At 61.0% G+C, this 20,895-nt stretch carries 17 protein-coding genes; 11 read left to right on the top strand and 6 right to left on the bottom strand.

Features of this window, described 5'->3' with window-relative positions:
- Positions 1-10: 10 nt before the first annotated feature.
- Entirely contained in the window at positions 11-751 is a 741-nt protein-coding gene (locus ACVWZ4_RS08025) for a 3-deoxy-manno-octulosonate cytidylyltransferase (protein ID WP_456740041.1), read from the bottom strand.
- A gap of 219 nt (positions 752-970) precedes the next feature.
- On the opposite strand from ACVWZ4_RS08025, the gene ACVWZ4_RS08020 reads away from it, so the two are divergent.
- From ACVWZ4_RS08020 to ACVWZ4_RS07990, 7 genes are all read left to right on the top strand, one after another.
- Positions 971-1,525, top strand: a complete 555-nt coding sequence (locus tag ACVWZ4_RS08020; protein ID WP_456701165.1) for a c-type cytochrome — start codon at positions 971-973, stop codon at positions 1,523-1,525.
- A gap of 211 nt (positions 1,526-1,736) precedes the next feature.
- The gene (locus ACVWZ4_RS08015; protein WP_456740040.1) at positions 1,737-3,638 is read left to right on the top strand and encodes an ABC transporter substrate-binding protein; all 1,902 of its coding nucleotides are present in this window, start codon (positions 1,737-1,739) and stop codon (positions 3,636-3,638) included.
- 14 nt (positions 3,639-3,652) lie between these two features.
- A complete protein-coding gene (locus ACVWZ4_RS08010) occupies positions 3,653-5,539 on the top strand; it encodes an extracellular solute-binding protein (protein WP_456740039.1) in 1,887 nt (628 codons plus the stop codon).
- 3 nt (positions 5,540-5,542) lie between these two features.
- Positions 5,543-6,652 carry a microcin C ABC transporter permease YejB gene (locus ACVWZ4_RS08005; RefSeq protein WP_456701168.1) on the top strand — a complete coding sequence of 370 codons (1,110 nt, stop codon included), beginning with the start codon at positions 5,543-5,545 and terminating at the stop codon, positions 6,650-6,652.
- Positions 6,652-7,830, top strand: a complete 1,179-nt coding sequence (locus ACVWZ4_RS08000) for an ABC transporter permease (RefSeq protein ID WP_456736314.1) — start codon at positions 6,652-6,654, stop codon at positions 7,828-7,830. The genes ACVWZ4_RS08005 and ACVWZ4_RS08000 overlap by 1 nt, the downstream gene beginning before the upstream one ends.
- A gap of 7 nt (positions 7,831-7,837) precedes the next feature.
- On the top strand, positions 7,838-9,475 hold the full coding sequence (locus ACVWZ4_RS07995; RefSeq protein WP_456736313.1) for an ABC transporter ATP-binding protein: 1,638 nt from the start codon (positions 7,838-7,840) through the stop codon (positions 9,473-9,475).
- A gap of 292 nt (positions 9,476-9,767) precedes the next feature.
- A complete protein-coding gene (locus tag ACVWZ4_RS07990; protein WP_456701171.1) occupies positions 9,768-9,956 on the top strand; it encodes a hypothetical protein in 189 nt (62 codons plus the stop codon).
- 998 nt (positions 9,957-10,954) lie between these two features.
- Here ACVWZ4_RS07990 and ACVWZ4_RS07985 read toward each other — a convergent pair.
- Both ACVWZ4_RS07985 and ACVWZ4_RS07980 read right to left on the bottom strand, forming a co-directional pair.
- Positions 10,955-11,254, bottom strand: coding sequence for a hypothetical protein (locus ACVWZ4_RS07985; protein ID WP_456701172.1), 300 nt, complete (start codon positions 11,252-11,254; stop codon positions 10,955-10,957).
- Between the two features lie 223 nt (positions 11,255-11,477).
- Positions 11,478-12,878, bottom strand: coding sequence for an invasion associated locus B family protein (locus ACVWZ4_RS07980; RefSeq protein ID WP_456740037.1), 1,401 nt, complete (start codon positions 12,876-12,878; stop codon positions 11,478-11,480).
- A gap of 1,013 nt (positions 12,879-13,891) precedes the next feature.
- Here ACVWZ4_RS07980 and ACVWZ4_RS07975 point away from each other — a divergent pair.
- Positions 13,892-14,899 (top strand): cytochrome-c peroxidase, encoded by a 1,008-nt coding sequence (locus ACVWZ4_RS07975; RefSeq protein ID WP_456740036.1) that lies wholly within the window; start codon positions 13,892-13,894, stop codon positions 14,897-14,899.
- Positions 14,900-14,945: 46 nt separating this feature from the next.
- Here ACVWZ4_RS07975 and ACVWZ4_RS07970 read toward each other — a convergent pair whose 3' ends face one another.
- Positions 14,946-15,107 (bottom strand): hypothetical protein, encoded by a 162-nt coding sequence (locus ACVWZ4_RS07970; RefSeq protein ID WP_456740035.1) that lies wholly within the window; start codon positions 15,105-15,107, stop codon positions 14,946-14,948.
- Positions 15,108-15,400: 293 nt separating this feature from the next.
- On the opposite strand from ACVWZ4_RS07970, the gene ACVWZ4_RS07965 reads away from it, so the two are divergent.
- Positions 15,401-16,408, top strand: a complete 1,008-nt coding sequence (locus ACVWZ4_RS07965; RefSeq protein WP_456742191.1) for a hypothetical protein — start codon at positions 15,401-15,403, stop codon at positions 16,406-16,408.
- A gap of 2 nt (positions 16,409-16,410) precedes the next feature.
- Here ACVWZ4_RS07965 and ACVWZ4_RS07960 read toward each other — a convergent pair whose 3' ends face one another.
- Positions 16,411-16,767, bottom strand: coding sequence for a methylamine utilization protein (locus tag ACVWZ4_RS07960; RefSeq protein ID WP_456740034.1), 357 nt, complete (start codon positions 16,765-16,767; stop codon positions 16,411-16,413).
- Between the two features lie 274 nt (positions 16,768-17,041).
- On the opposite strand from ACVWZ4_RS07960, the gene ACVWZ4_RS07955 reads away from it, so the two are divergent.
- Complete coding sequence (locus ACVWZ4_RS07955; RefSeq protein ID WP_456790072.1) at positions 17,042-18,727, top strand: PAS-domain containing protein; 1,686 nt, start codon at positions 17,042-17,044, stop codon at positions 18,725-18,727.
- The gene (locus ACVWZ4_RS07950) at positions 18,645-19,916 is read left to right on the top strand and encodes a putative bifunctional diguanylate cyclase/phosphodiesterase (protein ID WP_456790501.1); all 1,272 of its coding nucleotides are present in this window, start codon (positions 18,645-18,647) and stop codon (positions 19,914-19,916) included. Before ACVWZ4_RS07955 ends, ACVWZ4_RS07950 begins: the two co-directional genes overlap by 83 nt.
- 734 nt (positions 19,917-20,650) lie before the next feature.
- Here the strand turns inward: ACVWZ4_RS07950 and ACVWZ4_RS07945 are convergent.
- Positions 20,651-20,845 carry a hypothetical protein gene (locus ACVWZ4_RS07945; protein ID WP_456740032.1) on the bottom strand — a complete coding sequence of 65 codons (195 nt, stop codon included), beginning with the start codon at positions 20,843-20,845 and terminating at the stop codon, positions 20,651-20,653.
- Positions 20,846-20,895 lie beyond the last annotated feature (50 nt).

The following is a 20,895-nucleotide window of genomic DNA, read 5'->3' as shown; positions in this document are numbered from 1 at the left end:
TAGCAGCGGCTCAGGATTTGGAAAGGATTCTGCGGGCGGTCTCCAGGTCCGCCAGCGTGTCGACCCCGCGGGGCACGGTGTCGACGATGGTGAAGTCGATCCGCATGCCGGCCTCGAGGGCCCTCAGTTGCTCCAGACTTTCCTGCAACTCCAGTGGAGAGGGCGGCAACGAGACATAGCGCTCCAGCGCCGCGCGGCGATAGGCGTAGAGGCCGATATGATGGTAGCGCGGTCCGTTGCCGGCCGGCGCGGTGGCGCGGGTGAAATAAAGTGCGCGCATGCGCCGGCCGCCGAGCGAAGTTCCGATCGCCTTCACGACGCTGGGGGCGAGGTCCTCCTCCTCGGTGTGGATCTGCGATGCCAGCGTGGCGATGTCGACGGCCGGGTCCTCCAGCGGCGGCAGCACGTCGCGGATATTGTCGGTCGTGATCGTCGGGAAGTCGCCCTGGAGATTGATCACGATCTCGGCCTGTCCGCCCGGATCGAGCTTCTGCATGGCCTCGTGGATGCGGGCCGAGCCGTTGAGATGGTTGGGGCTGGTCATGACCGCCACGCCGCCATCCGCTGTGACGGCGTCGGCGATCTCCTGCGTATCGGTCGCGACCGCGACCCGACCGACTGCCGCTTCCTGCGCCCGGCGCAGCACATGGATGATCATCGGCAGGCCCACGATGTCCTTCAGCGGCTTGCCAGGCAGGCGGGTCGACGCCATGCGGGCCGGGATCAGCACCAGAATGCGGGGATTGGTCATCGGTTCAAGAGCCTGGAAACGGGGCGATTTCCGCACCGGGAAATGGGGTGGGGATCGGCTGAAAGCCGCATCGCTTATACGGGTTGCCAGACCCCGGGCAAACCGATATCTGAATGGCAAAACTCGGGGAAACAATAAGGAACGTGTGATTCTCCCGAGGCTCGTCCTGGCGGCCGCCCGGCCGCTTGTTCCTTCTTGCGGTGTGGGGCCTGGCCGGAAATGGACTCTTTCGAACTCAACAAGATTCTTGGTGCCGTGCTCGGTACCTGTCTCGTTCTGCTGGTGACGAGCTTCACCGCGAACGCGCTGTTCTCGCCCAAGATGCCGGAGAAGCCGGGCTTCGAGATCGCCGTGAAGGAAGAAGCTGGTGACAAGGGCGGCGCTCCCGCGGCCGCAGCCCCGTCCGAGCCGATCGAGAAGCTGCTCCAGACCGCCTCCGTCGAGAAGGGCGCGGCTGCCGCGAAGAAGTGCGGCGCCTGCCACACCTTCGAGAAGGGCGGCCCGAACCGTGTCGGTCCGAACCTCTACGGCATCGTCGGCGACAATCGCGGCGAGGACCGCGGCGGTTTCAATTTCTCAGCCGCCATGAAGGCCAAGGGTGGCACCTGGACGATCGACGATCTCAACAAGTTCATCGCGAATCCGAAGGGCTTCATTCCCGGCACCGCGATGGGCTTCGCCGGCATCCCGAAGGACTCGGAGCGCGCCGACGTCATCGCCTATCTCAACAGCCTGTCGGACAGCCCGAAGCCGCTGCCCACCGCGGCGAAATAAGCCTGTCGGACCGACCTTGGACTGTGCGGCCAGGCCCCCAAGCCTGGCCGTTTCCTTGTCTGGAGCCTCGCACTGTCGTTACCGGGGCGTTTGGCCGCAGCGGACTGGCCGCCTGGCCCGCCAAGATGAGGAAAAAGCAACATATTCCGTCGAAACCTCGCCTATATTGGGAACTTAAAGGAGTAGCCTCCTTCAAGACAGGGATGTTGATTTGGCCATTACCCGACGCGATCTCCTGCTCACCGGCGCGGCCGTAGCCGCGCTTCCCGCCCTCGGCTCTGCAGCCGGTGTTCCCATCGTCCGCACGGCGGCGGCGCAATCGGGCGGTGAGCTGCCTTGGCGGCATGCGCTGTCGCTGTTCGGCGACGTCAAGTACCCGGCCGACTTCAAACGGTTCGACTACGTCAATCCTGATGCGCCCAAGGGCGGCGCGGTACGGCAGATCGCGATCGGGACGTTCGATAATTTCAACTATGTTGTTTCCGGCGTGAAGGGCAATCTCGCCGCGCCGGTCCCCTTGATTTACGACACCCTGACGACCGCCGCTCTGGATGAGGTTTCGACGGAATACGGCTTGCTGGCCGAAGCGGTCAGCCGTCCCGACGATTCCTCCTTTGTGATCTATCGTCTGCGCGCACAGGCCAAATGGCACGACGGAAAGCCGGTCACCGCCGAGGATGTGATCTACTCACTGGACGTGCTGAAGAAGAATCATCCGTTTTATGCGGCGTACTATCGACATGTGGTCGGCGCCGAGAAGGTCGGCGACCGCGATGTCAAGTTTACGTTCGATGCGCCGGGAAACCGAGAGCTTCCGCAAATCGTCGGTCAACTCGTGGTTCTGCCCAAGCACTGGTGGGAGGGGACGGATGCCCAGGGCAAGAAACGCGACGTAACGGTGACCACGCTCGAAATTCCGCTCGGCGGGGGGCCATATCGAATCAAGGATTATGTCGCCGGCCGCAGCATCGTGCTGGAACGAGTCAAGGATTACTGGGGGAGCGAGGTCAACGTTAACATCGGGCGAAATAATTTCGACGAGCTGCGGTACGAATATTTCAGGGATGCCACCGTCGCGATCGAGGCTTTCAAGGCCGATCAGGTTGACTGGCGCGCCGAAAACAGCGCGAAGAACTGGGCGACGGCCTACGATTTCCCGGCTGTTGCCGAGAAACGCGTTGTTCTGGAGGAGTTTCCAAATCGCAGCTCGGGCGTGATGCAGGCCTTTGCCCCGAACTTGCGTCGCGCCAAGTTCGCGGATGCGAGGGTGCGCCGGGCCCTCAACTATGCGTTCGACTTCGAGGAGATGAACAAGCAGATCTTCTTTGGTCAGTACAAGCGCATCGGCAGCTATTTCGACGGAATCGAAGATCTGATGGCGACCGGCGTGCCGGAAGGAAAAGAGCTCGAGATTCTGGAGGGCCTCCGTGCTGAGATTCCGCCCGAGGTGTTTACGACGCCCTACACAAACCCTGTCGGCGGTAGTCCGGAAGCCGTACGCGAAAATCTGAGAGAGGCGCTGCGCCTGCTGAAGGAAGCCGGCTATGAGGTGCGCGATCGTAAGCTGATCGAAGTCAAGACAGGTACCCAGCTCTCTCTCGAATTGCTGGCTCAGGACCCGGCCTTCGAAAGGGTCATGTTGTTCTACAAGCCCTCCCTGGAGAGGCTCGGCATTGCAGTCAGCGTCCGAACGATCGATCCGACGCAATATGAAAACCGGCTGCGCGAATGGGATTTCGACATCGTCGTTGCCTCCTGGGGAGAGTCCTTGTCCCCGGGCAACGAGCAGCGCGAATCCTGGGGCTCGAAAGCTGCGGACATGAGCGGTTCGCGCAACGTCGTCGGTATCAAGAATCCGGCGATTGACAAGCTGATCGACCGGGTCATCTTCGCGAAGGATCGAGCGGAGCTCGTGGCCGCGACCAAGGCGCTGGACCGCGTGCTTCTGTGGAACCATTATGTGGTGCCGCAATGGAATTATCCAAAACTGCGCACGGCGCGATGGGATCGCTTCGGCAGGCCGGCCGAAATGCCGAAATACGGCCAGTCGGCCTTCCCCTTCATCTGGTGGTACGACGCAGACAAGGCGGCACGGATCGCGAAGAAGTCGTGAAGGACATTTCTCGCATGGCGCAGCTTTCACGCCGGCATGTGCTGGTCCTCGGTGCCGGCGGCATGGTCAGCGCTGCCGCATTGCGCAGCGCGGCGGCATCGGAGGGGCCCAGCGAGGCCCACGGCATGTCGGCGTTCGGCGATCTGAAATATCCCGCCGATTTCCACCATTTCGACTATGTCAATGTCGACGCCCCGAAGGGCGGCACGTTCTCGCTGATTCCGTCGACGAGGGGCTACAACCAGTCCTTCTTCACCTTCAACTCGCTCAACGCCTTCATCCTCAAGGGCGAGGGTGCACAAGGCATGGACCTGACCTTCGCCACGCTGATGGCGCATGCCGGCGACGAGCCCGACGCCATGTACGGCTTTGCCGCAAAGTCGGTGCAGATCTCTCCGGACAAGCTCGCCTATCGCTTCACGATGCGGCCCGAGGCGACGTTTCACGACGGCACCAAGCTGACCGCGCACGACGTCGCGTTCTCGATCAACGTCCTGAAGGACAAGGGCCATCCGCTGATCCAGATCCAGATGCGCGACGTCAAGGGCGCTGAGGCCATCGACGACGCCGCCGTGATCGTGACCTTCGCCGCGAAGCGCGCGCGCGACGTGCCGCTTTATGTGGCGAGCCTTCCGATCTTCTCCAAGGCCTATTACGCGAACCGGACGTTCGACGAGACCACGACCGACGCGCCGCTGGGCTCGGGGGCCTACAAGGTCGGCAGGTTCGAGATCAACCGCTTCATCGAGTTCGAGCGCGTCAGGGATTGGTGGGGCGCGGACTTGCCGGTCTGTCGCGGCAGCAATAATTTCGACGTGGTCCGCTACGAATTCTACCGCGACCGCGACGTCGCGTTCGAAGGCTTCACCGGCAAGAACTATCTCTATCGCGAGGAGTTCACCTCGCGCATCTGGGCGACGCGCTACGACTTTCCCGCGATCAGGGAGGGACGGGTCAAGCGAGAGGAGGTGCCCGATCAGACGCCTTCGGGCGGACAAGGCTGGTTCCTGAACACGCGGCGGGACAAGTTCAAGAACCCCAAGGTACGCGAAGCATTGAACTACGCGTTCGACTTCGAGTGGACCAACAAGACCATCATGTACGGCGCCTACGCGCGCGCCCGCTCGCCGTTCCAGAATTCCGATCTCGTCGCCGAAGGGATGCCCTCGCCGGAGGAGCTGAAGCTGCTCGAGCCGTTCCGCGGCCAGGTGCCCGACGAAGTCTTCGGTGAGCCCTTCGTGCCGCCGGTGTCGGACGGTTCGGGGCAGGACCGCGCGCTGCTGCGCAAGGCGCAGCAATTGCTCCAGGAGGCGCAGCTTCCGGTCAAGGAGGGCAAGCGGCTGTTGCCGAGCGGCGAAGTCTTCGCCATCGAGTTCCTGACCGACGAGGCCTCGTTCCAACCGCACCACGCCTCATTCCTCAAGAACCTGAACATCCTTGGCATCGACGCAAATCTGCGCCTGGTCGATGCCGTCCAGTACCGCGCCCGCGTCGAATCCTTCGATTTCGACGTAGCCATCAACCGCATCACCATGTCGGCCACGCCCGGCGACAGCTTGCGAACCTACTTCACCTCGCAAGCGGCGATGACCAAGGGCTCCTACAATCTGGCCGGCGTATCCAGCCCTGCGCTCGACGCGCTGGTCGAGAAGGCGATGGCCGCCGAGACGCGCCAGGATCTGACGGTTGCCTGCCGCGCGATCGATCGCGTCTTCCGCGCCGGCCGCTACTGGGTGCCGCAATGGTACAATACCAGCCACCGGCTGGCGTATTGGGACGAGTTCGACCATCCCGCGAACCTGCCGCGTTACGCGCTCACCGACTATACGAGCGGCGTAGGGGAGCGGACGCTGTGGTGGTACGATGCCGCCAAGGCCGCCAAGCTCGATCAGGCGAAGTAGCTCATGAGCGCCTATATCGCACGCCGCCTCCTCCTGATGATTCCGACGCTGCTCGGGATCCTCTTCATTTCGTTCGTGGTCGTGCAATTCGCGCCGGGCGGTCCGGTGGAGCGCGTGATCGCGCAGTTGTCGGGCGCCGATACCGGCGGCACCTCGCGGATCTCCGGCGGCGGCGACTTCGCGCAGCGTGCGCCGGGCCAGGGCGGAGCTGGCAGTGATGCCATCAATTCGAAATACCGCGGCGCGCAGGGCCTCGACCCCGATTTCATCAAGAAGCTGGAAAAGCAGTTCGGCTTCGACAAGCCGGCGCCGGAGCGGTTCGCGTTGATGGTCTGGAACTACGCGCGCTTCGATTTCGGCAAGAGCTATTTCCGCGACGTCAGCGTCATCCAGCTCATCAAGGAGAAGCTGCCGGTCTCGATCTCGCTGGGCCTGTGGCTCACGCTGCTGACCTACCTGATCTCGATTCCCCTCGGCATCCGCAAGGCGGTGAAGGATGGCACGCGCTTCGACACGTGGACATCGAGCGTGATCGTGCTCGGTTACGCGATTCCAGGCTTCCTGTTTGCGATCCTTCTGATCATCCTGTTCGCCGGCGGCTCATTCTTCAATTGGTTCCCGCTGCGCGGGTTGACATCCGACGGCTGGTCGCAGTTTCCCTGGTACTGGAAGATCATCGACTATTTCTGGCATCTGACGCTGCCGATCATCGCGATGGGACTCGGCGCCTTTGCGACCATGACATTTCTCACCAAGAACTCGTTCCTGGACGAGATCCGCAAGCAATATGTCATGACGGCACGGGCGAAGGGCTGCAGCGAGCGCCAGGTGCTCTACGGCCACATCTTCCGCAATGCGATGCTGATCGTGATCGCGGGCTTCCCCGGGGCCTTCATCAGCGCCTTCTTCTCGGGCTCGCTGCTGATCGAGACCATCTTCTCGCTCGATGGGATCGGGCTGCTCGGTTTTGAGAGCGTTCTCAACCGCGACTATCCCGTCGTGTTCGGCACTCTCTACATCTTTTCGCTCATTGGTCTCGTGGTCGGTCTGATCTCCGACCTGACCTATATGTGGATCGATCCACGGATCGATTTCGAGGCGCGGGAGGTCTGATGGCAGTCACCGCGCCCACCCCGGTCGAGACCACCACGAGGTCGCCGTTCGGCGAAGCCGTGCCGATCACGCGCAAGTCGTTCGCACCGTCGCCGCTCAACAAGCGGCGCTGGCAGAACTTCAAGGCTAACCGCCGCGGCTACTGGTCCTTCTGGATCTTCATGGTCATGTTCGTGGTCTCGCTGTTCGCCGAGCTGATCGCCAACGACCGTCCCTTCCTGATCAAATATGACGGCCATCTCTACTGGCCCGCCTTCGTCACCTATTCGGAAACGACGTTCGGCGGCGATTTCGAGACCGCGGCCGACTATCGCGACCCCTACCTGCAGAAGCTGATCAAGGACAAGGGCGGCACCATCGTCTGGCCGCTGATCCGCTACTCCTACGACACCCACAATCTCGATCTGCCGACGCCGGCGCCATCGCCGCCGACCTGGCTGTTGACGGAAGCCCAGTGCAAGCCGGTGGTGGAGAAGAAGGGCCTGAAGAGCTGCCGCGACCTCGAATACAACTGGCTCGGCACCGACGATCAGGGCCGCGACGTCGTGGCGCGGATGATCTACGGTTTCCGCATCTCGGTGCTGTTCGGACTGGCGTTGACGATCTGCTCGTCGGTCATCGGCATCATCGCCGGGGGCGTGCAGGGCTATTTCGGCGGCTGGACGGATCTGTTGTTCCAGCGCTTCATCGAGATATGGAACGCCATACCCTATCTCTATCTGCTGCTGATCGTCGCGGCCGTGCTTCCGCCGGGCTTCTTCATCCTGCTCGGCATCATGGTGTTGTTTCACTGGGTGTCGCTGGTCGGCCTGGTGCGCGCGGAATTTCTGCGCGGACGCAATTTCGAATATATCCAGGCGGCGCGCGCACTGGGTGTGTCGGATAAGGTCATCATGTTCCGGCACCTGTTGCCGAACGCCATGGTCGCGACCATGACGTTCCTGCCGTTCATCGTCTCATCCTCGGTGATGACGCTGACGGCTCTCGATTTCCTGGGTTTCGGCCTGCCGCCCGGCTCGCCATCGCTCGGCGAATTGTTGTCGCAGGCGAAGGCGAACGTGCAGGCGCCGTGGCTCGGCTTCGCCGGCTTCTTCTCGGTTGCGAGCATGCTGTCGCTCCTGCTCTTCACCGGCGAGGCCGTGCGCGACGCCTTCGATCCGCGCAAGACGTTCAAGTGAGGGCGTGATGGACGCGATCAACCAGCCCCTGCTTGCCGTACGCGACCTCTCGGTGGCTTTCCACCAGGGCGGCGCCACCACGATCGCCGTCGACAGGATCTCGTTCCAGATCAAGCGCGGCGAATGCGTCGCGCTGGTCGGCGAATCCGGCTCCGGCAAGTCGGTCAGCGCGCTGTCGATCCTCAAGCTGCTGCCGTATCCCAGCGCCTCGCATCCCTCGGGCAGCATCCGCTTCAAGGGACAGGAGCTGATCGACCGGTCCGAGCGGCAGATGCGGGAGATCCGCGGCAGCGACATCTCCATCATCTTCCAGGAGCCGATGACCTCGCTCAATCCGCTGCACACGATCGAGGCGCAGATCGGCGAGATCATCCAGCTGCACAATCCGGTCAGCAATGCCGAGGCACGCAAGCGGACGCTGGAGTTGCTGACGCAGGTCGGAATCCCCGAGCCCGAGACGCGGCTCAAGAGCTATCCGCACCAGCTCTCCGGCGGCCAGCGCCAGCGCGTCATGATTGCGATGGCGCTCGCCAACGAGCCGGATCTCTTGATTGCGGACGAGCCGACCACCGCGCTCGACGTCACCGTGCAGGCGCAGATCCTGTCGCTGCTCGCCGAGATCCGTTCGCGTCTCGGCATGAGCCTGCTCTTCATCACCCACGATCTCGGCATCGTGCGCCGCATCGCCGATACCGTCTGTGTGATGAAGGGCGGCGTGATCGTCGAGCAGGGGCCGGTGGAGCAGGTTTTCAAGACGCCGAAACATCCCTATACGCGCGACCTGCTCGCGGCGGAGCCGAAGCCTGATCCGGCGCCGCCGCAGCCCAATGCGCCGGTGGTGATGTCGGCGGATGATCTCAAGGTGTGGTTTCCGATCAAGCGCGGCTTGATGCGCAAGACGGTCGGCCACATCAAGGCGGTCGACGGCGTCAGCGTCGCCGTGCGCAAGGGCGAGACGCTCGGCGTCGTCGGCGAGTCGGGCTCGGGCAAGACCACCCTGGGTCTCGCCTTGCTGCGACTGATCTCCTCGAACGGACGCATCGTCTTCCTCGGCAAGGACATCCAGGGCTTGCGCTTCAAGGAGATGCGCCCCTTCCGGCGCGACATGCAGATCGTGTTCCAGGATCCGTTCGGCTCGCTCAGCCCGCGCATGTCGATCGCCGACATCATCGCCGAAGGCCTCTCCGTGCATCAGCCGAAGCTGTCGCGCGAGGAGCGCGAGGCGCGCGTCGTCAAGGCGCTCGAGGACGTCGGCCTGCAGCCGGACACGCGCTATCGCTATCCGCACGAATTTTCCGGCGGCCAGCGCCAGCGCATCTCGATCGCGCGCGCGGTGGTTCTGGAGCCTGACTTCATCGTGCTCGACGAGCCGACCAGCGCGCTCGACATGCTGATCCAGGCGCAGATGGTCGATCTCTTGCGCGAGCTGCAGCGCAGGCGCGATCTCACCTACATGTTCATCTCGCACGATCTGCGCGTCGTCGCCTCGCTTGCCAGCCATCTCATCGTGATGCGCGGCGGCAAGGTGGTCGAGGAAGGCCAGGCCGCCGAGCTGTTCAGGAATCCGAAGACGGATTACACCCGCGCGCTGTTCGCGGCGGCGTTCCGGCTGGAGACGTCAGGCGGCGGCGAGGTGGCGACGTAGTTCTTCCTTCACCTCTCCCGAAGGGAAAGGTCGATTTGCTCCCGGCGATGCGCGGCGGGCTACCGGCATGACGCATGTCGTCCAACGGCTTCGACAGGAAAACATAGTTTGACCGGGGCTACGGCTTGCCCGACCGCCGCTGGCGAGCCATGGCGGAGATCCGCTTCATCCGGCTTTAGGCCGAGATGATATCGTAATACGATAGTTCAACGCGCAATTAACCTATGTGGGCGTCGGGGCATGATGACGCAGATACACTTTTCCGTTCCCTCTGAATGACATGGAGCATGGGATGGGAAAGAAGCGAAGACGGTTCAAGCAAACAGACTCGCTGGAAACTCGCCTGCATCAATTCGCGCTGGAGTTGCACGAGCAGGCCGTGCGGACGCCTCCGGGCGAGGAACGATCCGCGCTGTTGAAACGCGCGTATAACGCAGATCAAGCAATCGATCTGGAGCGTCAACTCCGCCGGGCTCAATAGGACCGCGTGTCTCAGGGTTTAGCCCAGGGGTCTCTATCTTCCCTGTTGCCCATGGGTGGTGCAACCATTCCCCGGCCATCACCGGCCAGGCTCTCGGGCGCCGGTGGCTGAGACGCCGACAGCGCTCCGGCCTGCAAAACCATGGGAGCGCGGTATGCGGATATCCTGCGCATGCGAGCGTTCCGCTACAGGAACACCGTAGTCTTCCGGGTCGTCTAACGTCGGGAAGTGGACAGAGCCGCGCACGCACTGCAGCGACACTGACGACGTTTGATGCCGTAATCATATTGGCTGGCGCTCAGGCCCGGCGGTCGTAGGGGTGCGACTGCCGGGCCTGATTTGCGTTTGCTGTGACGTAGATCACCGGCCGCTCCGCCGCGCGGTACGAGCGGCCATGGACCGCACCATGCTGCAACCTCGCGATGGCCCGGCAACACGCCGTCCTCGGTGAAGAGGCAAGAGGCTCTGATCGCGGAGCTGGACCGCGATGGCCACGATGCCTCTGATGCTCTGAAGCTCCTTGCCACCCAGCGCGCGACGCAGCCGCTGCACCTGCAGGACCGCAACCGGCAGAGTTGGCAGGCCAAAGCCATGCCGACGTTCCAGCAGGCCGAGAAGCGTCCGCTTAGCGGAGCCAACCTTGTGCAAGCAAGAGGGCCCTTATCCCTACTCCTCCCTGCAACGTCAAATTGACCAATCCGGTCGCAGTTTTCAGCAGCAGCGTTTGAGCCACAGTCGTTGCAGCGACATCGGAGAAGCCCGCTTGCGCAAGCGCGGCCTTCGTATCCTCCGGATCGCCGAACTGGAAGAAGTCGGGCCCGTGTTTTCGAGGGCGACCGGAAGGGGCTGGCATGCGTCCCGACGGACGCGAATCAGCCTGAGTCTTGGTTGCCGAGGCGCGGCGTAATGCAGTGCAATTCATCGGACCAGAAAGAAGGCCGCCGGCAATGTGTCCGGCGGCCTCCTCGCTTGACGTGGTTCGCCGAGCGGCGCTCCGACTACAGATCGATGCTGACAGCGATATTACGGCCCGTTAGTTCCGCAATCTTCAGTCCATCCGCATACACCTGCGCGAACTCCGCGTCCTTTGACACGGCCTCCTGCACTTTACCGTAAACTTCCCAATTGGCGTAGCGCGTCGTCACCAGCAACTCTCCAGCCCACGGGCCGGTGTGGAAGCGGGACAGCCGAAGAAATTCCGCGCCGTGTTTCTCGAAGATTTTCTTCGCCTGCCTGACGACCCGGGTCATGTCCTCGGGCTTCTCGGTCTTGAAGCGAGTGAATTGAACGATCGGCATTGGCTACCTCCATCATTGTGTGAAATGTCCAAGAGGCATGTACGAGCTGACCTTGAGGAGCGAGCCTCAATGCAATCTCGATCAAGATTTGTCTTGCCAGATTGAGTTTGGTTCAAGCTTCGCAAGCGACAGCGACACTGCCGCATCTCGATGGAGGCGCTGCTTTGTTGCGGCGCATGAGTCGGCTCATGTGCCCGATGCTGCCGTGATGGCGTGTTGCCCCTCACTCTTCATCCATGCCGAAGTCGAAAGTTTGCGTCGGCGCTCCCTTGCGCGCGGTTGCAAATTGATCGAGCGATAGCGTCAACGCAACGGTTGAAGAGTTCAGGTCGGTAAGTCCGAGCATCAGGTTCTTGCCGGATTCCAGCTCCGCTATCAGATCCGGTTTCACCGCATCGGCTGCGATACAGATGTTGGTGAGGCACCAAGTGAACGGAATTTGGCTGGCTCGTCCCTGATCTACCGCCACGTCGACTCCGCGCTGCAGGTTCGCTCCTTGTGGAACGAACAACTGCAAGCGGGCCGGACCGTCAGCCCGCTGAATGAGGTCGACGCGCACCACGACTTGATTGTCCTCGTCGGTTCCGGTCTTTGTCGTTCGACAGATCGAAGTGCCATCAGACGAGTCAAAGCAAAGCTTTTGCCACTCCGAATACTCAATTGTCTGAGGGATGCGCACGCTAGGAGGCTTGGCCGGCCCCTCAGCCGAAGTATCGCTGCTCGTCCGGGGTTGGACGTCGCTGGTGGCTGAATGCTTGTCGAGAAACTGGACGACGAGCGGAGACCAAATCGGCACCGCGTCGGGCGAATCGATCATGAAATGACCGTCGTTTCCGAACGCCGGCAGCATGCGATACTCCACATTTCCACCGGCCGCTACGAATGCGTCATACATCCGCTTCGTCAGCGCCGGCCCGAAATAAGTGTCGTTTTCCGTGTAGATCCACAGCATCGGAATTCGCGCCGTTCGACCGAATTCAGCTGTGGCATCGACGAGTTTGTCGGGGGCACAATTGTTGTTTGGCTTACCGTCCACTCTACCTCCGCGTCCCGCCGCGAAGGTAATGATTGCCTGAACAGGTGAGGGATTGAGGCTGGCAAGGGCGATTGATCCCCATCCGCCGCCGGACTGCCCCACGACGACGACCTTGCCGGGCTGAATGTATTTTCTCCTGCTGATATTGTCGATGATCCACTGGTTCAGAGTGGCGATGGCAAGGCCTGGACCACGGAAGTTCGGGTTATCGCAGCTGCCGACATGAGCAAATACGGAGCCATAAATCCCTCGATCTTTGTTATCGAGGCTGCTGGCGCCATATCGTACGGGCGAGATGACGAAATATCCCTGGTTTGCAAACCACCGTGCGGCTTCCCGGTATTCGACGGTCGGGAACATCGTTCGTTCCTGAGCACCCAAACTAATTCCATGGTTCATGATCACGAGGGGAAACGGGCCTTCGCCAACCGGCTTCACCACGAAGGCAAGCACCGGTAGTGGGAATGGCAATGCCCAAATTTCCTCTTGGATTCTTCGCGATCCAGCAACGTCTTCCGCCAGGGCCGGGGACCGAAGGGTCGGCAGAAATGCCAGCAAAATCAGGGGAATCAGAAGGCGCTTCAGCATCTTCTTGTTCTTTCCTAGCGAAGGGGAAAGATCCGGAGCAGGCGTTCGCTCCTTGCTCCGCATGTTCGGAGGCTAAGTATCTGGTGAAACGAGCTTCTTGACGTAGATCAAACCTGACCTGCGGCTGCCACCGCAGCGGCGGGTACAAGGTCGGAATTCTAGGTCTTGTTGATTGGTCGTTTCCGGCTCCCAACAGACATTGGCCACTGCCGCTTCAATGTCGGCTTCCGAGAGAGCAAAGCAGACGCGCCGGAATTTCGATCAGGCATGCGACAGCCGTGTTCGCGGGCGATGCGCTGCCCGGAATGATGGGAATAGAGGTCCTGCGCGCTCAAATCAGTGGCCGGGTATGATGCCGGTTTTTGCGTTGCCCAGATCCTGAACGGCGTTGTTCATTGTACTGTCGTTGACAAAGCCACTGGCCGCCGATGATGAGCCAGAATTTTTTCGTTCGTTAGCGGTATTGCCGAGCCGACTTCCTGTCGTTCCGTGACTGAGGGCGTTGCTCGTGTTTGGTCCCGGCGACCCCCCGGTCCCGTTTACCGATCCAGGATTAGACATTGACCCAGCAGCCGTGCTGCCCGAGCCGGCCCCCGCTGCCGAACCGGCACCACCGCCGGCGCCGGCGCCACCGCTGCTCTGTGCATAGGCGAGGGTGCTAAATGCGCTGACGCATAGTGCGACCAGTCCAACCCGAACTCTCATGGTGAGACCTTCCTTGTGCTACGCCGACAAGTGCGGGGGTTCGCAGCAGTTCCAAAGAGCGGCCGATGTGCGTCCGATATTGCCGGACGAAAGTGCAGGCGGTTGCGATGTAGGCCACAGCGTCGAACCGTGACTTTTGCCTTCTCGGCTGTCGCAGGAGGACCGGACGTAGTTGCTGGCATGCTAAATCGACGCAAATGACCCGAAGGCGGTCTCCCGATAGGCTCGCGTTTCGACGCCAACCGGCCATTAAGGCTTCCTTGACCAACTTGTTCATATCATGAGCGGCTATTTTCCTGAGGAAGCCGATGAAAGTCTGGGCCAGCCTGGCTTTGCTTGCGGCGTTCGTACCGCTGGGGCAGCGCTTTGGCTCGACGGCGGCGGAGACATCAAGCGAAGCGGCGGAGATCCGCGCCAGCTACCGTCGGCCGGTGGCGATTCCCTTTCCTGACGGCAATCCTTACTCGGCGCAAAAAGCGGCTCTTGGGAAGATGTTGTTCTTCGATCCGCTGCTGTCGAGGTCTCGCACCGTGTCATGCGCGACTTGCCACAATCCCTCGCTGTCTTGGGGAGATGGCCTCGCGCGCGCAGTTGGGGAGGACCCGAAAGGCCTGCCGCTTCGCGCACCCACTCTGATCGATGTGGCGTTCACCGAGCCGCTGGGTTGGGACGGAAAGTTCAAGGATCTCGAATCCGTCACGTTTGGTCCGATCACGGGGCGAGCCAACATGAATCTGACCGAATCGGAACTGATCGACCGGCTCTCTGCCACGACGGGCTATGCAGAGGCGTTCGCGAGTGCGTACGGCGATGGTGCGATCACGCGTTCCAGGATCGAAGCTGCCTTGGCGACCTTTCAACGTACGATCGTCGCCGGGGAGTCCCCGTTTGATCGCTGGATCATGGGCGACGAAATCGCGATCAGCGCCGGGGCCAAGCGTGGGTTTGAGATCTTCAACGGCAAAGCGCGTTGCGCAAACTGCCACAGCGGGCCGTCTTTTACGGATGGATCGTTTCAGGATATCGGCACAGCGAGAGACAGCGATATTGGCCGCGGCCGGCTATTTCCGAGCTCGCAAAAGCTGCGATATGCGTTCAAGACGCCGACTTTGCGCAATGTCGCGCAGCGCGCGCCGTACATGCATGACGGATCTGTCGCGACGCTCGAAGAAGTCATCGAGTTGTATGACCGGGGTGGCATCGACCGTCCAAGCAGATCGCCGTCGATCAGGCCTTTGTTTCTAACGACGAGCGAAAAGGCGGACTTGCTCGCCTTTCTTCAGACGCTTACTGCGGCGCCCCGTCGAGGCCTGTGACCGACCTCCGCGCTGAGGGGCCTCTGATCGCGTTTGCGCGGAGGGCTCAGTAAAGGTGCGGCAGTGCCGATCCGAGTAGGCCAAAGCCGAGGACCAGAACGGCGCCCGTCACGACTTCCAGAGTTTCGCTGCGCACCGCAAAGCGCTTTGCGCCACGGACAAGCAGCGAGGCTAATGTCGCACGCGCCGGTCCTGGTTCTCTGAACATGGACTGCTCCATCCAGCCATTTGTCTGGTGCGTTAATACGGCAGCGGAATTGAGGGCTCGTCCTCGAAACCTGTAAAATTTGAAAGGACTGGCGGGAGTTCAGGACTCTGATCGGGCCGGCTGCGCCTCATTAACCACCAAACCACCAGGGGCTGCCACGGAGATCCCAAAGCTTAAAATTTATGGTAAGGTGAATAAATCGTTAAAGCTGTCCCCTCCCAAGTGGGCGGATTTTTGAAATGTTCAGTTCTCAGGGACGAGACGCCCTAGCGGCGTCGCGAGCCGTTTCCTTGCTGTCGAAGTCGGTCGTTGGATTTGCCATCTGGATTCTCGGGACCGGTGCTGCGAGCGCCCACGTCAAATGGTTCTGCGCGTATGATGCCGCCGGCCAGCCGCGGGGCCTCGAGAACGTGCTGTGTCAAGATTTCGAGCTGCTCCTCGGAGTTGCCCTGCTCTGGTTCTTTTCCGGCTGCGTCGCGGAGCGCACGTCGTTGGGGGAACTGATGGTCCGCCCCCTTAACCGTTTCACGGAAGGCCTGCGGCTGCACACCGAAGTGATGATTCGTGCGGTCTGTGGCTTTTTCTTTATCTCGCTCTGGGCGATCGGCGGTATCATCCTGACTCCCGAGTTGAAAACCACATCGCCCGACGTGGGGATTTTGCAACTCGCCATCGCAGCCGGAATGCTATCGCGCCGCACGCTGCCGCTCTCGGCCGCCGGAATCGTGGTGTTGTTCGGGCTGGCTGTGCGCGACTACGGCACGTTCCATCTGGCCGATTATCCGATTTTTCTCGGCCTTGCCGGCTATTTGGCTCTCACCGGCTTGCAAAAGAATCTGTTGGGCATTCCGCCCCTGGACGTCGTGCGTTATGCGACCGCTGTCACCTTGATGTGGGCATCTGTGGAGAAGTGGGCTTATCCGGAGTGGAGCTTTCCGCTCCTGATCGAGCACCCCGGCATCACACTCGGCTTCAATAATGAGTTCTACATGCGGGCCGCGGGAATGGTCGAATTCACGCTCGCCTTTGCGCTGGCTTGGACGCCGTTGGTCCGGCGTGTCGCGGCGGCCATGCTGCTTGGAATGTTTATCAGCGCATGCTTCGAATTCGGCAAGCTGGATGTGATTGGTCACTCGGCGATTATCGTCGTTCTCGTCGCAATTCTTTCCGACAATCGGCCGATCGCGGCCGACTATCGTGCTCCGTGGCTCGCTCCTGCCGGCCTATGTGCTGCACTGACGATTACACTGTTCACGTACTACGTCGGCCACGCCGCGATCTTCAACACTACGATCCTTTAGGCCTACTTTGTGACGTGCACGCCGAGTTTCATCTTGGGATGAATTCCGCACAGCACCGTGTAGTCACCGGGCACGGAAAATACGACATCGAATTGGCTGCCCGGCTGCTGATCACCGCTGTCGAAGTTAAAGGTCTCCGAGCTCAAATAGGCGTGATGCAAGAGCTCGCCGTCGTCGTTAACAAACCGCAAGGTCTCACCACGCTTGACGATGATCTCTCGCGGCCTGAACTCGCGGTCCCTTTGCGAGATCGTGTAGGGATTTGCGCCTAGCGCAACTCCGGTGATGAGCCCGCCAAGGATGGCGGCTGTGACCCCGAGACCGAACTTCCCCGCGCGGAATGGTACCAGCCTTGCCATCAATTAAGCCCCGCTGAAAACCTCAAGTTTACCAAAAAATCGAACCGGCTCGGATTCCCGGCCGCGCAACTACTCCTGTACTTATTACAGCTTGATCTTAACGATTTCCGCATCCCTTCCGGTCATTACTAGGGAAATTTGAGGCGGAGGCAGCGAGGCTGCGTCCGCGCGGCGTGTTTGCGATAAGTTGTTTGCAGCGAAAGACATGGCGATGAGTCTTTTCATCGACAGAATTGCGCGTCAAACGCGAGCGGTCCCCGGGACGCTTCGGTCCATGGTCGGCTGCCTGTCGAATCTCCTCGCCTTGCGAGGTTCGATCCGAGTTGGAATCCTGTCCTTTTGTCTCGCGATGAGCGCGGTAGCCGCAGCCCTGGGAGGCTATGCCACGCTTGGCATTCGGCATGCCGGCGACCTTGTTACCAGAACGTTCGACGAGTCGCTGATGTCGATCAACTATGCGCGCGCGGCTGGCGCTGACTTCGCGGCAATGCGTGTGGCATCGGCACAACGCCTGCTCACAAAAGATCCCTCGATCCGTGCTCGACTTGACGCGGAGATCGGCGAGCTTGCGAAGTCGCTTTCGGAAGATGTCACGATCGCCGCGGAACGCTCGCAATCGGCGCGAGCTGAAAAGGCAGCCGCCAAGGTCCAGGAGGCGGCTAGCGCCTGGATCGCGCTTCATCGGCCAATCCAATCAACAATAGACGAGCGCGCGTCGAGCAATGCGCAGGATGTCGAACTCGACCAGTACTCGAAGACTGTGAATCAGCAGATCGAACTGCTTGTCAACTACACCGCCGGTGATGGCTTTCTATTTCGTCAGCGTGCCCTGGCCGCCATCAAACGGGATCTCGAGGTCAATATCGCGGGGCTGGCGCTTGCGCTTTTGCTGTCCGCGCTGTTTTCGTGGATTTTGGTACGCCGGATCATCGGCCCAGTGGCGATCGCCTCTAAAGCTGCAACGAGCATTGCCGATGGCGATTTGAACACGGACATTCCGAAAGGCGGCGGGGATGAGCTGGGTACTCTCCTGAGCGCAATGGGAAGGATGCGGGACAATATCAGATCGATGGTCGATCGAGAGGTGGCCCAGCGACGTTCGGCCCAGGCGCGGCTGTCCGATGCACTCGAGAACTCCCGTGAGGGGGTTGTGCTCCTGGACGGGGATGGCGAGATCGCCTTAGCCAACTCCAGGGCCAGTGAATTCATTCGCTGCTCGCCTCAACTGGTTCATCCGGATCCCTGGCGGAGCCGCATGTCGACTGGGGACAGCAGCTCATTGAGCCTCGTTCACAGGGAGATCCCAGGTGATAGTGAGGGCATGGAAGCCGAAGCGCAGCTTCCGGACGGGAGGTGGCTCCGGGTCAGCCGCAGCTTGACGCAAGAAGGCGGCGTCATGCTCGTCTACAGCGATATCACCGGGTTAAAGCAGCAGAAGGCCGAACTGCACGCCACGAATCTGAGACTGGACGCGGCGCTCACCCATATGTCGCAAGGGCTCTGCCTCTATGGCAAGGAGGGACGGCTGCAGGTCGTCAACCGCCGCTTCTGTGAGATCTTCGATATTTCGCCCGAGCTCGTGCGACCGGGAATGACGTTCGAAGACGTCCTCCGTTTGAGTGTTGCCGCCGGCAATCATGGCAGCCAAACGGTGGCCGATCTTCTGGCTGAGTGCGAGGAGTTCCTGGCTCGGCGCAAGAGCGGCAATTACCTCCAGAACCTCAGCGATGGACGTGTCGTCTCGATCGCCCGCCGCTCTACACCCGACGGCGGCTGGCTGATCAGCTGTGAAGACGTGACCGAACAGCACAGGGCTCAATCGCAAATCGCGTTCATGGCGCGGCATGATGCTTTGACCAGGCTGCCAAAACCGGTCTCTGTTTGCCGAGCGGATCGAGCAGGCCCTCGCAGACACCGGTCCGGGCGGCGACTTCGCCGTGTTCTGCATCGATCTGGATAACTTCAAACAGATCAATGATACGTTGGGACACCCGGTCGGCGATGGGCTGCTGTGCGCGGTCGCAGAACGATTGGAGGCCTGCGTCCGAGAGGTTGATACCGTAGCGCGCTTGGGAGGCGACGAGTTCGCGATCATCCAGGCGGAAGTTCGGACAGCGGAAGAAACCGAGCGCCTTGCCCAGCGGATCGTGGAGCGCGTCGGCGCTCCGTATGACTTGAAGGGCCATCGCGTTAATGTCGGCTGCAGCATCGGAATCTGCCTGGCGCCATGTGACGGCACGACACGCGAGACGCTACTGAAGAACGCAGATCTGGCGCTGTACCGGTCCAAGATGGACGGCAGGGGAAGATGGCGCTTCTTCGAGCCCGCGATGGACGTCACTGCGCAAAACCGCCGAGCGCTCGAAATCGACCTTCGCGAGGCAATGGAGAAGGATGAGTTCGTTCTGTTCTACCAGCCGGTTTATAACCTGCGCACGGACCGGATCAGCGGCTTCGAGGCATTGTTGCGCTGGCAGCATCCGACGCGCGGACTGGTCCCTCCTGACCAATTCATCCCGCTCGCGGAAGAAATTGGTCTGATCGCTCCATTGGGGGAGTGGGTGCTGAATCGAGCCTGCGAGCAGGCGGCCAGTTGGCCGAACGAGTTCAAAGTTGCGGTCAACGTCTCGCCGACCCAATTTCGGGACCCGGGTTTGACGAACGTCATCGCCGACGCATTAGCCACGTCGGGGCTGGCGCCGCACCGGCTCGAACTTGAAATCACCGAATCGGTTCTGCTCGGCAACAACTCTGAAACTATCGCGATGCTGCACGAGCTGAAGGCGCGTGGGCTGCGCATCGCCCTGGACGATTTCGGGACGGGCTATTCGTCTCTGAGTTATCTCCGCAGTTTCCCCTTTGACAAGATCAAGATTGATCAGTCCTTTGTCCGTGACGCAACGGCAACAAAGGGATCGAAATTGATCGTGAGAGCCATCACCAGCCTCGCAAGAAGCCTCGGCATGACAACAACCGCAGAGGGCGTCGAGACGGTTGAGCAGCTGAACGAAATGAAGGCGGAAGGATGCAACGAGGCGCAAGGGTTCCTATTCAGCCGTCCGGTCCCAGCTACCGAACTCGCATCAACCATCCTGACGTTGCGGAAAGCCCTAAAGCGGAGTGAATGGAGCAGGGCGAGAGCCAGCTAGGACTTAGACACTGCGAGCGTCGGCCCCGGGCGAACTTGCCAAGTGAGCCGGTGTGCCATGGAGCTCAGCTTGTTGGTGCGGCGCGCCGGGGCGCCGGTTCGACGTGTCTTGGCTCGCCAGTGAGAAATTGGTCGGAACAATGTCGATCAACTTGCCCGAAGCAAAGGCAGGTCTGCTGCCCTAGAGGGCGCCTTTCGCAGATCGGAAACGATACGAGCAGCGAGCGCGCGGGATTGCACTTTCGCCGCTGCGATGTAGGTTGCTTGGAACTTGCGTGGTTTGGCTAAGGTGAGATGAAATTGAGCGGCCGCCGGTTTGCCTTCGGCATCCTAGCAGTTGTCTTGATCAGCAATGCAGGGGCTCGCGATCGAGGCGGCCAATATGCCGGCTCGCCTCACACCAGGAAGAGCGCATGGAAGTGCTCGAACGGGCCGGCCAGGAAACGATCTTAGCCCGCACGGTGCTAGAAACGTTTCCATCCACGCAACTGCAATTCGTTGCGCACCGTGATCGGATCGTCCGAGAATTGCATGGCGCCCTAGGCGGCTAAGCGCGGCGTGACTATTGCACTTGCGCCGGCGGAGCTGGCTATCAAAGAAATCGGCCACCAAATGAGTGAGCCGACCCTGGGATCAGCGGCGTGTTTGTCCCGAAGAAAAAGGCCCCCGGGTGGGGGCCAAGTCTGGGAGGGACGCATCAATTGTAGAGCCAACCTCTCCCATCTCGCCGCGTTCCTACTGGTGCTGACGAAGCTGCCGCTCCAACTCAATTGCTTGATCTGCGTTATAGACGCCAAAATCAGCGAAAGACGCGTTTGGACCAAACGTTCCTAATTGCCCCGCATCATCGGCATAGGGACTTAACACAAGTAAACTCGCAAAGCCTGCTACGACAATACCGACAAATACTCGTTTGGCTGGGTCCATCATTGCCACCGTTCTGGAGCTTTGCCGATAGTGGCAGACCAAGAGAGGAGGCG

Source organism: Bradyrhizobium sp. USDA 4472 (assembly GCF_054058595.1).
Note: the sequence above shows the minus strand (reverse complement) of the source record. Positions and strands in the feature narration are given on the sequence as shown.

What these genes read in the sequence shown, in the direction of transcription:
- ACVWZ4_RS07960 (WP_456740034.1), bottom strand. Translation starts at nt 16,767, where the DNA reads ATGGCAAGGCTGGTACCATTCCGCGCGGGGAAGTTCGGTCTCGGGGTC.
- ACVWZ4_RS07955 (WP_456790072.1), top strand. Translation starts at nt 17,042, where the DNA reads ATGGTCGGCTGCCTGTCGAATCTCCTCGCCTTGCGAGGTTCGATCCGA.
- ACVWZ4_RS07970 (WP_456740035.1), bottom strand. Translation starts at nt 15,107, where the DNA reads ATGTTCAGAGAACCAGGACCGGCGCGTGCGACATTAGCCTCGCTGCTT.
- ACVWZ4_RS07990 (WP_456701171.1), top strand. Translation starts at nt 9,768, where the DNA reads ATGGGAAAGAAGCGAAGACGGTTCAAGCAAACAGACTCGCTGGAAACT.
- ACVWZ4_RS07980 (WP_456740037.1), bottom strand. Translation starts at nt 12,878, where the DNA reads ATGCTGAAGCGCCTTCTGATTCCCCTGATTTTGCTGGCATTTCTGCCG.
- ACVWZ4_RS07985 (WP_456701172.1), bottom strand. Translation starts at nt 11,254, where the DNA reads ATGCCGATCGTTCAATTCACTCGCTTCAAGACCGAGAAGCCCGAGGAC.
- ACVWZ4_RS08010 (WP_456740039.1), top strand. Translation starts at nt 3,653, where the DNA reads ATGGCGCAGCTTTCACGCCGGCATGTGCTGGTCCTCGGTGCCGGCGGC.
- ACVWZ4_RS07975 (WP_456740036.1), top strand. Translation starts at nt 13,892, where the DNA reads ATGAAAGTCTGGGCCAGCCTGGCTTTGCTTGCGGCGTTCGTACCGCTG.
- ACVWZ4_RS08025 (WP_456740041.1), bottom strand. Translation starts at nt 751, where the DNA reads ATGACCAATCCCCGCATTCTGGTGCTGATCCCGGCCCGCATGGCGTCG.
- ACVWZ4_RS07945 (WP_456740032.1), bottom strand. Translation starts at nt 20,845, where the DNA reads ATGATGGACCCAGCCAAACGAGTATTTGTCGGTATTGTCGTAGCAGGC.
- ACVWZ4_RS08000 (WP_456736314.1), top strand. Translation starts at nt 6,652, where the DNA reads ATGGCAGTCACCGCGCCCACCCCGGTCGAGACCACCACGAGGTCGCCG.
- ACVWZ4_RS08020 (WP_456701165.1), top strand. Translation starts at nt 971, where the DNA reads ATGGACTCTTTCGAACTCAACAAGATTCTTGGTGCCGTGCTCGGTACC.
- ACVWZ4_RS07995 (WP_456736313.1), top strand. Translation starts at nt 7,838, where the DNA reads ATGGACGCGATCAACCAGCCCCTGCTTGCCGTACGCGACCTCTCGGTG.
- ACVWZ4_RS08005 (WP_456701168.1), top strand. Translation starts at nt 5,543, where the DNA reads ATGAGCGCCTATATCGCACGCCGCCTCCTCCTGATGATTCCGACGCTG.